The sequence below is a fragment of the Candidatus Pelagibacter sp. Uisw_090 genome (assembly GCF_047717845.1).
In the GTDB taxonomy this organism is placed as follows: Bacteria; Pseudomonadota; Alphaproteobacteria; order Pelagibacterales; family Pelagibacteraceae; genus Pelagibacter.
Window position 1 is genome coordinate 875448 of the sequence record NZ_CP159810.1, and the last position, 12168, is coordinate 887615.

Consider the following 12168-nt stretch of genomic DNA (forward strand, 5'->3'; position numbering starts at 1 on the left):
TAATCTAAAATATTACAGGGTACTTAAAGGATTAACGTAATCATGTCCAAAAACATCAGCAACTGCTTTATAAGTTACTTGACCTTTACAAACATTTAATCCTGCAAGAAGATGTTTATCTTCACTTAATGATTTAGCATAACCATCGTTTGCAATTTTAACTAGATGTGGAAGTGTTGCATTGTTCAATGCTATTGTTGAAGTTCTTGGAACTCCACCTGGCATATTTGCTACACAGTAGTGAATAACATCATCAATAATATAAGTTGGATCACCATGAGTTGTTGGTTTACTCGTCTCAACACAACCTCCTTGGTCGATTGCAACATCAACAATTACAGATCCTCTTTTCATTAATTTTAACATTGGCTTGGTAATTAATTTTGGAGCTTCTGCACCTGGAATTAAAACACCTCCAATTAAAAGATCCGCTTCTGCAACCAATTTATTTAAATCAATTTTATCACTTTGCTCTGGAATAATTTTATCACCAAACATTTCAACTAATTGTTTTAGTCTTGCTTCTGATTTGTCAACGATATGAACTTTGGCTCTCATACCAGTTGCAATCACTGCAGCGTTTTCTCCAACTACACCACCCCCTAAAATTACAACCGTTCCTCCTTCAACTCCAGGAGCACCACCTAATAAAAGACCTCTACCGTTTTGATTTTTTTCTAAACAATGTGCGCCCGCTTGAACAGACATTCGTCCTGCAACTGCACTCATCGGTGCAAGTAATGGTAATCTTCCATTATCATCTGTCACCGTTTCATAAGCTATACAAACGCCTTTAGACTTAATTAGTCCCTCAGTTAATTCTTTAGCTGCTGCTAAGTGTAAATAAGTATAGACAATCTGATTTTCTCTAATCATCTTAACTTCACCTGATTGAGGCTCTTTTACTTTAACGATAATATCCGCATCATTAAAGATATCTCCAGCTTTATCTATGATTTTAGCACCAACACTTGTGTATTGTTCGTTTTCAAAACCAGCCTCAAATCCACCATTGTTTTCAACTAAAACCTCATGACCTTCTGATATTAAAGTCTTAACACTTTCAGGTGTTAATCCAATACGATGTTCTTGTGGCTTGATTTCTTTAGGTACGCCTATTTTCATAACTTGCTTTCCTTTTTTGCAAATATTTTAATTAAATAAAGCTTTTTAGTTTTTTTGATTTTTTTGGTAATTAGTAATACCAGTTCTTAACTTTTCAATAATTTCATCAATGTGTTTTTCTTCACATATGAATTGAGGAGCTATAATTAAACAATCTCCTGTAGCTTTAAAGTTAACACCAGCCTCATAACATGCTTTAAAACATTCAAATCCAGCTTTACCTGGTTTGGTGTTTAGCTTCATGTCTATTCCACCCATCATTCCATATCCTCTAATATTATCTACAGACTCTAGATCTTGAAGAGAGAACAATCCTTTTTGGAAATAAGGAGCTAAATTTTTTGCTCTATTGAAAATATCATCTTTTTCAAAAATTTCTTGCACTGCAAGAGCAGCTGCTACTGCAACTGGAATTCCTGAATAAGTATAACCATGAAATAATTCAACTGCACCAGTTGGTGAAGCATCCATTACTGCATCATATATATAATCATTACATGCAACAACACCCATAGGAACAACACCATTTGTTGTAGCTTTAGCCATTGTCATAATATCTGGAGTTACTCCAAATTCATCTGCACCAAATTTAGAACCTGTTCTGCCCCAACCTGTAATTACTTCATCAAAAATTAAAAGTATTCCATGTTTGTCACAGATCTCTCTTAACTTTTGTAAATATCCTTTTGGTGGAACCAATGTTCCAGTTGATCCAGCAATGGGTTCAACAATACAAGCAGCAATGTTTTCACCACCAAAGTTTTGACAAATAGTTTCTAAATCATTTGCTAAATAATCTCCTGTCTCAGGTTGACCACTTACAAATTTATGTTCTGGCAAATGTGTGTGTCTAATATGTTGGACACCTGGCATTAAAACACTTGCAAACGTTTTAATGTTGTTCACCATTCCACCAACTGAAATACAGCCAATGTTCATTCCATGATAACCACGCTCACGTCCAACAAATCTAAATCTTTCTGCGTGACCTTTTGCTCTGTGATATGCAACAGCAATTTTAATTGCAGTCTCTACAGCCGTAGATCCACAAATTGTAAAAAACATTTTGTTTAAATCACCTGGTGTATGTTTTGAAATTTTTGTAGCTAGTTCAAATGAACCACCAAAACCTTGTTGAAATGGTTGTGCGTAGTCTAAAGTTTCTAATTGTTTTGTAACAGCTTCTGTAATTTCTCTTCTTCCATGACCCAGTGGATTACAAAATAAACCTGAGCTAGCATCTATTTGTGTTTTCCCATGGTGAGTTTTTAAGTAAACCCCTTTAGCTTCTGTGATTAATCTTGGGTTTGCTTTAAAATCTTTATTAGATGTAAAAGGCATCCAATGTTCATTTAATGAATTTGGTACTGAAGTTCTGTTTTCTGAGCTCATAAGTTTTACCTTAATTTAGTTATATTTCGATTCATAGACTAAATAGTTCAATATAACAAATTGATTTTACTATGCAGAGCACATGTTTGGCAGACACATTTTAAAGAACTAGACCTTTTTCACAAAACTAATAGCAGCACCAATGGTCGTTAAAAATCCAGCTAACGGCAAGATTGCAACTGCATATTTCTTTGGCATATAATTCTCTTTGAACTCAATACCTTGGAAACTAATTTCAAAATACCACATTTCCCAATACTTTCCACGCATACCCTCTACAAGTTCAAATCCATAAATTATCAGGACTATACCAATTGCCATAATCATAAGTTTCCAGAACTGGCGTATATATAGAGACAGTCTATTTGGTAATTTTTCATAAATTAAATTTAAAGCTATGTGTTCATTATCTCTTGCTGTCAGAGAAAGTGCTATAAACATCAGCCAAATATTACTTAATACTGTTAGCAGATCACCCCAAACAGGAGGATTGTTAAAAACATATCGCATGATTACGTTATAAAGAGTGAAACCAACCATCGCAGCCAAAAGGAGTGAGCACATAGCTTCCAATGTACGATGGATAAAACGGTCAATGTTGTTTAAAAATTGTAACATATCACTAATTACTCAATAGGTTTGGAAGAAACATGGTCAACTCTGGAATAACGAGGATAAAAAATAAAAGTAAAAACAATCCAACCAGATAAGGAATCAACGCAACAGCCACCTTTTCTAGACGCACTTGCGCTATTGTTGCAGCGGTAAAGAACGCGACGCCAACAGGTGGTGTGACTGATCCTATTAAGAAGCCAACTATTACAACGATAGCCGCTTGTATCTCAGGAAAGCCAGCTTGAGCCATAACATTAACTAGTACTGGGCCAACTATGATAATGTTTACCGCGGAGTCCATTACCGTTCCAAGAAGAAAAATGAATAGAATCACGGCTAAAATAAAAATAATGGGGGATCCCGTAAGACTTAGAAGCCAGTTTTCAAGTTCACCGATTGCACCTAGAGAGGTAAGCAACCAACTAAAGGGTCCCGACGCAGCTATGATAATAAAAACCATTGCCGAATTACGGAATGCCCGACGAAACGCACCGGTGCAATCTTTCCATTTAATAGTTCGATAAACGAATACACCTGTAAATAAAGCAACCATTGCTGTGATAGCTCCGGCCTCAACAACCGATGCAACACCACCCATTACTGAGCCCACTAAAACCACAGGTATCAAAAGAGCGAACGAGGATCGATATAATTCTTTACCGGCTCGACGTATCGAAAATGGTTCATCACTTCGCTCGAAGTTATATTTGATTGCGAAGTAATAATTGATTATCATGATCACAACGCCTATCAACACGCCTGGAATAATCCCAGCCGCAAATAGTGATGCAATCGAAAGCTCAGTCGAGTTAGCAAGTACAATCATCATGATACTAGGTGGAATTATGCCTCCTATGGTGGAGCTTACGCCTGTAACCGCAGCCGAAAACGCAGGAGGATAGCCAGCTTTTTTCATAGCTGGTAACACCAATGCTCCCACTGTAGCTGTATCTGCTACGACGGAACCATTCATCCCTGCAAAAAACATACTCACAAGAACATTAACTTGGGCCAACCCCCCTCGTACTCGTCCAATTAATGACTTGCTCAAGGCTACTAACCGGTCAGTAATCGTTGCACTTGTCATTAACTCACCTGTCAGCATAAAGAACGCAATTGCAGTTAATGGAACTGAATCAATAGCATTAAACATTTGACTAGGGATTAAAATAAGGGGTACAGCGTCGGTAAATAAAATATAAACAAATGGTATCAGTATTAATATGAAGCCAATTGGAGCACCTAATAAGATTAGAAAAAGGAGTATTCCGAGTAGAATGATACTTTCCATAGTTACTTAAATGTTATGATTTGTTTAGGGTAAAGATCATCTAGTTCTAAAAATTGAGCTAAATGATCTTTACACAGTTTTTCGTTGAACGATTTACAGAGCCCCAGCTTTCTCTAACTGAGCTACAAATCCATCCATTCCTTGTTCTAGAAGTACTCTTTTAGCTACCTCTGGTTCAAAAGTACCCTTGGCATCTAACCAGGCACCGATTGCACCTGATCTCCATTTGGTCATTTCCGCATCAGTTGGAACATACCATTCTTTCACAGATGCTTTAATTGCATCCTCTCCATTCTTAATCCAAGCGTTGTCTAACTGGTTTACTTTTTCTCCATAAGCATCAGCTGCCTCGTGTAACCATTTCTTCTCTTGAGAAGATAGAGCATTATACTGCTTCGCATCCATTGCTAGAATATTTCCTGACCACATGCCACCAATCTCAGTGAAGTATTTTGCAACTTCATGAAGTTTTGCTACATGTTGCCAAGGACTAGCTACATACTGACCTTCAACTACACCCGACTGAAGGCCTGAGTATAGCTGGCTCCAATCATAAGGTGTTGGAGTTGCACCCCAATTTTTAACTAGCATGAACTCAATTGGACTCTTAGTAGTACGCCACTTTAGACCTTTCATATCATTAGGAACGTGAACTGGTTTAGTTGCATTTCCAAGCTGCCTGAATCCACCGCTTGAATATACAGAAAGGCAAATGTGGCCTGAATTCTCAAGCGCTAGTTTGCACTGTCTTTCTGCAAGCCATTCATTTGATATTCTTTTCGCATCATCTAGTGACTTGAAAATGAAAGGCAAATCAAAAATTGCTAACTCTGATCCGAAATTACCATAGTTTGCCGTAGAACTAGTCCAAAGGGATATAAGTCCTTGATTGGCTTGTTCACCGCATTTCTGTTCAGCACATAAACTTTTTTGATAAAATGGTTCGATTTTCATCTTGCCACCAGAGGCTTTTACCAAGGCCGGCATCAATGCTTTATCTATGGCGTCACCGATTGGCATACCTAATCTACCAGTAGTTCCAAGCTTAAGAGTTACCTCTGCAAAAGAGGCTTGGGCAAAGAAAGCAATTGCAAACCCTATGAGTAGTTTCCTAAAAATTTTTTTATTAAACATTAATAAATCTCCTGTTAGTTAAATTAAACTTAGAATTAATATCCTAAGTGAAAGTAATCTATATTACTAGAATTTTTTGTAAGACCATTTAATGTCACGGAAATTATGCCTGTAAAAATTTTCCATATTTATTATTAATTTTTTGATTAGAAAATCCTTGCATTAATAAAATTGAAAAAGATATTATTAACAAACAAATAGATAAATGATTTGTTTGTGGGTTTAAAACTTCATTAAATAATGGCCAATTGGAGAGCCAATTGTTATTCCTGATAATATTTTACAACTTATAATTGAAACTTTTAATTATTAGAAATGCAGATATGCAATATATTTTGTTTTACATCACGCCCAAATTGAATTTAAATATAAATAATTTAATTAAATTAATAACAGAGGGAATAATAATGAAAAAAATAATTAGTTTTATTCTTGGTACAGTAGTTGCTCTTAACTTATCTATATCAGTTGCAAATGCAGCTGCTAAATCAGTTAGAGTTGCATTCTTTTTAGAGTGGCCTACTCCAAATCAAGAAGACAAAGTTAAAAAAATGTTTGATAAAGCACTAGGTGTTCCAGTTGAATGGACTAGCTTTTCAAATGGTGGTGCAATGACTGATGCTATGTTAGCTGGAGATATTGATATCTCTTACTCACAAGGCTTAGTACCTTTCATCAATGCTGTTAAATCAAAAGCTCCATTAAAACTTGTAGACGTTGCTATGGAATACGGAATGGGTGGTACAACTTGTGTTACATCTAAAGCTTCTGGTATTACATCAGCGAACGGTTCTGAGTTAGAAGGCAAAAAAGTTGCAGTTCCTCTAGGAACTATGGCTGAGTATGTTTTTGATGAAAGTATGAAAGTTGTTGGTGCTGATAAAAGCAAAATGACTGTTATTCAAATGGATCCTGAAGAAGGTGCTGCTGCACTAGTTTCTGGTGATGTTTCAATGGCTTGTTTATTTGGTGGTAACTCTATTAAAGCAGCTTTAACTGTTGGTACAAGATTGTTAACAGTTCAGGCAGCTCGAGATGCAGGTATCAAAGGTATCGATATTACATCTGTTACTGATAAATTTATGAAAGAAAACCCAGGAATGTTGAGAACTTTTATAGAAGTAACTCATGAAGCTAACGCTAGATACGCAGCTGGTAAAAGTGACATGAATGTAATCGCAAAAGATGCTGAAATGAAAGTTGGAGATATGAAGGAAACTTTAGGTGGATTTGTATTCTTGAATGCTGCAGATACTAAAAAATCTATGGAATCTGGTGGAAATCTTGATGGTTTCTTAAAAGGAATGGGTACTCCTAACGGAGCAGTAGATACAAGCTTTTTACCTCTATAATTTAGAGAGTAAGATAAAATTAGATAGGCGCCAATTTATTAAATTGGTGCCTATTTTTTTAAATAAGATTTAATATAAATTTATTTCTATGAGTGATTTAATTTCTCAAAATCTAAACATGATCTTTAAAACTCCAAAGGGAGAAACTGTTCATGCATTAAAAGATGTAAATTTTACACTTAAAAAAGGAGAACTTTTAACTGTTCTTGGTCCTTCTGGATGTGGAAAAACAACTTTACTAAATATTACAGCTGGCTTTCTTAGACCAACTTCAGGAGTAATTACTCTTAACGGAAATGAAATTAATGGTCCAGGGGTTGAAAGAGGAATGGTTTTTCAACAAGGTGCTTTATTTGAATGGTTAACAGTTGCTGAAAATGTTGACTTTGGCTTAAGAATGAAAAAAGAAGATCCAATTAAAACAGCAAAAAAAGTTGATGAATGGTTAAATATAGTTGGCTTACAAGGCTTTGGAGATACACCGACTTATCAATTATCTGGTGGTATGCAGCAAAGAGTTGCTCTTGCACGATGCTTGATTAATGATCCAGATTTAATTTTAATGGATGAACCTTTGGGAGCACTAGATGCACTAACAAGAGAAAAAATGCAGTCATTAGTTTTAAAGATTTGGAAAGAAACAGGAAAAACAATTATTTTAATTACCCACTCAGTTGAGGAAGCTTTGTTACTTGGTGAAAGATTATATGTAATGGCACCAAGACCAGGCCGAATACATAAGGAGTATAAATTACCCTTTGCTTCAATGGGGATAGATGGTGATTTAAGAGAAATTAAAAAAACTAAAGATTTTGGAAGTAAAAGAGAAGAAATTTTAACCATGATTTGGAACATGGAAGAAGAAATAATGGGTAAAGATATTTAATATGATTACAGGTATTATAACATTTTTAATTATATTTGCCGTTATAGGTTCTATTCTTTATGGAATAAAATTAGCCAAGACTGAAAAAATAGATGCTGTTTTTGGGAACCCTGAAAGAGCCAAAGGTGGAGCTCACTGGATTATTGTTGGAAGTAGTTTTTTATTAATAGCATGGCTTTATTATTCATGGGATTTAGCAAAGTCTTTTTATCCTCAGTCTGCTAATGAACTTTGCCAAGTTGCAAAAGTTAACGATTCGATGCTTTCATTAAAGTATTTGTTTCCAATAAATGAAAGGGAATTTAAAAGTACTTCAATTATTAAGGCTGAAAATGGTAATATTGAAAAATTAACTAATGAAATTAGAAATTCATCAGTAATAAGAAATCAAGATAAAGATAGACTTTTAGGTTTTATTCAAAAAACTAAAAGAACAATTCCATTGTTAACTAATGAGAACCTTCTTGAAAATGAAACAAAAATTAAGATCAGTGAACTAGCTAATAGAATAGCTTGGTTAACAGATGATTTTCAAAAGATAAGTTATCCACCAATAAAAAGTATGGAAGAAGAAAATGCGAGAATTGAAGCTTTAAAAATACAAGGTGGATGGGGATCTTCTGGAACCGCTGTAGAAAATACAATAGAAATTCCAACTATTCCTGAAACTAAAAAAGGATTAAAGTTTGATACTGCAGCAAAAGAATTAACTTTAATTAGTGATGATTTTTTCAAATTAAGAAATCATAATTCACAATACAAAACTTTGATGAAAGAAATCAAAGATGGAATAAAAAGATATAGATCAGAGCTAGATGACACACAGGAGGTGGCATCAATATTAGCAAAAGATGTACTTAAAATTGCAAGAAGAATTGAGTACGCAAGCATATTTCCTCCAAAAACTCTTGATGCTATGCAACAAGCAATTTTAGAATTTGATGTTATTCAAAAAAAAGAACAAGGAAGTCTAAGATTAATTGATATATTTCTATTTCCGACTGGAACAATAATTTCAAGTGGTCCTAATTGTTCAGAGCAAGGTTCTGGCAGGTGGCTACCTAAACCATCAGATACTTTAAAAAAATTTACACTTTTATTAAAACCAAGTGTTGGATTTAAAAATATTCCGCTGATTTGGTATGAAATGATGGATGTTAGTAAAGTTGTTGGTTTTATTTTACCAGATTGGATAGCAGATATTATCCCTGGTAAATACCCAGTTCATAGTGATGACGGAACTGTAAAACCAAATTTTAAAAGTAAAGTTTTAAATATTGTTACTGGTGAATTCAAGTTATTCAAAATACCAGTACCTATGGGTCACATATGGGATTCTTTCTTAAGAGTATTCTTAGGCCTAGTGCTTGGAATAATATTTGGTGTACCACTTGGCTTATTGATGGGTCTAAATAGATTTGCTAAAGGGTTCTTTGATCCATTAATTGAATTGTATAGACCAGTTCCTCCACTTGCTTGGGCTCCATTAGTTATTACTGTGTTTGGAATTGATAATGTTGGAAAAGTATTCTTATTATTTATGGTTTCTTTTTCAATCATGATCATCTCAGCTAGAGCTGGTGCTTCTGGAACTCAATTATCTAAAATTCACGCTTCTCACTCTCTTGGTGCATCAAAGTGGCAAATATTAAGATACGTAATTTTTCCAAACTCATTACCTGAAATCTTAACAGGTGTTAGGGTTGCAGTTGGAATGTGTTGGGGGACTTTGGTTGCGGCTGAATTTTTAGCTGGAACGACAGGTATTGGATTTGTTGAAAATGTTGCTAAAAAATATTTTCAATATGAAGTTATTTGGATAACTATTTTTGTAATGGGCATGCTTGGTCTTTTATTTGATATTGCTTTAAGAAAGATAATTACCAAAACAATTCCTTGGCATGGTAAAGGTTAAATAATCTTTTATTAAATTATGAATTCTTCCAAATTAAAAATTATTATCAAAAATATCTTTATCCATCACAAGTTAAGTAAAGAGCATGCATCTATATGTGCTGAAGCTTTAATAAATGCTGAATTAGTTGGTGCCCCTTCTCATGGGTTATCTAGATTAAAAATGTACTGTGATCGAATATCTAAAAAAGTAATTAATCCAAAAGCCAAAATAAAAGTTAAAAAGATTTCTCAATCAATTGCTCACGTTGATGGTAACAACAGTATTGGTTTTGTTGCAGCAGATATCGCTATTAAAACAGCAATAAGTAATGCCAAAAAGACTGGGATTGGTTTAGTTGCGGTTAAAAATAGTGGTCACTATGGTTTGTCTGGTTATTACGCAGAGCAAGCTGTTAAAAAAGGTCTAATGGTCATGGTGTTTACAAACGCCCCTCCTGCTGTTGCACCTCATGGAGCATTAAAAAGTTTATTTGGTACAAATCCAATTTGTTTTGGAACCCCAACTGGTTCTAAGGTTCCTTTCATTTTAGATACCTCAATATCAATGATTAATAGAGGAAAAATTAGAGTTGCCGCAAGAGAAGGAACAAAAATCCCTGAAGGTGTTGCTTTAGATAAATTTGGCAAACCAACTACAAACCCTAAAAAAGCATTAGAAGGTGTTCAGTTACCTATAGCTAGCTTTAGAGGTTCAGGATTAGCCTGGATGGTTGATATTTTAAGTGGTGTTTTAACGGGTGGTAATCATGCCGGTAGAGTTAAAGATCCGTTCACTGATTTTAGTGGTCCACAAAATATTGGTCATTTATTTTTTGTTTTAAAACCTAACTTGTTTGTAGGTAATTCCTTTAATAAAAGAATAAAAGACAATATCAGAACAATTAAAAAGCTACCTAAGATAAAAGGTGTTAAAGAAATTCTTTATCCAGGGCAAAATAAATTCAATAAATATAAGAATAATCTTAAAAAAGAGATTAAAATTACCAAAAATATACTAGAAGATTTAAATAGTTTAATGAAATAAAGTTATTATAGTAAGCTTCTAATATGCGTCCTGTATTTAAAATTATTATAATATATGAAATAGTTTTTTTTATTTTTTGGAATTTCCTATATTACTCTAATCCAGGTGTTGAAAGTTGGTTTAAGCTAGAAAATTTAACAGCTATATACACTGTTCTATCAACTATGGCTTTAGGATTTGGTTTTGTATATGTAGTTTTTATTACTGCAAAATTAACAGGTATGGTTAAAAAAATTAAATCTTTAAAAGATCCAAGATCAAATATTTAATTAACGAATAGTTTTAGCAAATTTTATAATATCTTTAACTAGCAACTCTGGTTCTTCCATTGCTGCGAAATGTCCACCACTTGGCATCTCGGTCCATTGCGTAATATTAAATATTCTATCAACATAAGATTTTGGAGGCCATTCAGACATTTCAGCTGGAAAAATTGCAGCAGCTGTTGGTATTTCTATTTTTTTAAAATCTTTAGGAAAAAAACGTCCACCCTCTTCTCTTCTCCCGTAGTAAATCCAAGAAGCTGTATTAAAAGTTTTTGTAACTATATAGACCATAATATTTGCCAATAAAGTATCCTTTGAATAAGCACTTTCAATATCACCATCTTTTAAATCAGACCAAAAATACATTTTTTCAATAATCCAAGCTGCAATACCAACAGGGCTATCCATCATACCGTAACTCAACGTTTGTGGCTTTGTTGCTTGTTGCGTTCTATAGCCATCTTGCATTATTTGATCTTTATCAAACCTTTTTTGCCATTCTTCTTCTTGCTTTGATTGTGGACCATCAGCATGACGCATTGTTAAACAATTAATATGAATTGCTTTACAAAATTTTGAGTGATCGTAACCAATCCAGTTAGCAATAGTCGCTCCCCAATCTCCACCTTGTGCTAAATAATTTTTATATTTAAGGTTCTCTATCATTAATTTATTTAAGATAGCTGCCATTTTTCTTGGACCAATTGGTTTAGATGGTCTACCTGAAAATCCAAAGCCAGGTAAAGAAGGAACAATAACATCAAATGCATCTTCAATATTTCCACCAAATTTTTCCGGGTGTGCAAGTTTTTCAATTATATGCAAAAACTCTACAACTGATCCAGGCCATCCATGCATAAGAAGCAAAGGTGTTGGGTTAGATCCGCTACCTTTCTCATGAATAAAATGTATTTCAATGTCATCTACAATAGTTGTAAAATTTGAAAATGTATTTATTTCTGTCTCATGTTTTCTCCAGTCAAAATCTTTAATCCAGTAACTTGATATCTCCTTCATATAATCAAGATTACTTCCATATTTCCAGCCACCATCATCTGGCATTTCATGCCATGGGTAATTTTTCACCTTAGTATAAATTTCTTGGAGTGCTTTATCAGGAATATTTAGCTTAAAAGGCTTAATCATTATCAATTTACAGTATATAC

Annotated in this window: 11 protein-coding genes; 5 read left to right on the forward strand and 6 right to left on the reverse strand. The window is 34.1% G+C overall.

Going from position 1 to position 12168, the window contains the following annotated elements; genetic code table 11:
* Positions 1 to 12: 12 nt before the first annotated feature.
* The 5 genes from ald to ABXT58_RS04795 all read right to left on the reverse strand — a co-directional run bounded on the left by ald (position 13) and on the right by ABXT58_RS04795 (position 5557).
* A complete protein-coding gene (gene ald, locus ABXT58_RS04775) occupies positions 13 to 1125 on the reverse strand; it encodes an alanine dehydrogenase (protein ID WP_415303557.1) in 1113 nt (370 codons plus the stop codon).
* Positions 1126 to 1170: 45 nt separating this feature from the next.
* Positions 1171 to 2517, reverse strand: a complete 1347-nt coding sequence (locus ABXT58_RS04780; RefSeq protein WP_415278850.1) for an aspartate aminotransferase family protein — start codon at positions 2515 to 2517, stop codon at positions 1171 to 1173.
* A gap of 108 nt (positions 2518 to 2625) precedes the next feature.
* Entirely contained in the window at positions 2626 to 3081 is a 456-nt protein-coding gene (locus tag ABXT58_RS04785; protein ID WP_229704552.1) for a TRAP transporter small permease, read from the reverse strand.
* Positions 3082 to 3139: 58 nt separating this feature from the next.
* Positions 3140 to 4423 (reverse strand): TRAP transporter large permease, encoded by a 1284-nt coding sequence (locus ABXT58_RS04790; RefSeq protein ID WP_415303558.1) that lies wholly within the window; start codon positions 4421 to 4423, stop codon positions 3140 to 3142.
* Between the two features lie 93 nt (positions 4424 to 4516).
* Positions 4517 to 5557: a TRAP transporter substrate-binding protein gene (locus tag ABXT58_RS04795; RefSeq protein WP_415303559.1), complete on the reverse strand. Its 1041-nt coding sequence runs from the start codon at positions 5555 to 5557 to the stop codon at positions 4517 to 4519.
* A gap of 407 nt (positions 5558 to 5964) precedes the next feature.
* Here ABXT58_RS04795 and ABXT58_RS04800 point away from each other — a divergent pair, with 407 nt between their 5' ends.
* The 5 genes from ABXT58_RS04800 to ABXT58_RS04820 all read left to right on the forward strand — a co-directional run bounded on the left by ABXT58_RS04800 (position 5965) and on the right by ABXT58_RS04820 (position 11005).
* The gene (locus ABXT58_RS04800) at positions 5965 to 6909 is read left to right on the forward strand and encodes an ABC transporter substrate-binding protein (protein WP_415303560.1); all 945 of its coding nucleotides are present in this window, start codon (positions 5965 to 5967) and stop codon (positions 6907 to 6909) included.
* A gap of 88 nt (positions 6910 to 6997) precedes the next feature.
* Complete coding sequence (locus ABXT58_RS04805) at positions 6998 to 7795, forward strand: ATP-binding cassette domain-containing protein (protein WP_415278847.1); 798 nt, start codon at positions 6998 to 7000, stop codon at positions 7793 to 7795.
* Position 7796: 1 nt separating this feature from the next.
* Positions 7797 to 9710 (forward strand): ABC transporter permease, encoded by a 1914-nt coding sequence (locus ABXT58_RS04810; RefSeq protein WP_415303561.1) that lies wholly within the window; start codon positions 7797 to 7799, stop codon positions 9708 to 9710.
* 18 nt (positions 9711 to 9728) lie between these two features.
* Positions 9729 to 10736, forward strand: a complete 1008-nt coding sequence (locus tag ABXT58_RS04815) for an Ldh family oxidoreductase (RefSeq protein ID WP_415303562.1) — start codon at positions 9729 to 9731, stop codon at positions 10734 to 10736.
* 23 nt (positions 10737 to 10759) lie between these two features.
* Positions 10760 to 11005: a hypothetical protein gene (locus ABXT58_RS04820; protein ID WP_415303563.1), complete on the forward strand. Its 246-nt coding sequence runs from the start codon at positions 10760 to 10762 to the stop codon at positions 11003 to 11005.
* On the opposite strand, the gene ABXT58_RS04825 is transcribed toward ABXT58_RS04820, so the two are convergent.
* Entirely contained in the window at positions 11006 to 12148 is a 1143-nt protein-coding gene (locus tag ABXT58_RS04825; RefSeq protein ID WP_415303564.1) for an epoxide hydrolase family protein, read from the reverse strand. It abuts the gene before it with no gap.
* Positions 12149 to 12168 lie beyond the last annotated feature (20 nt).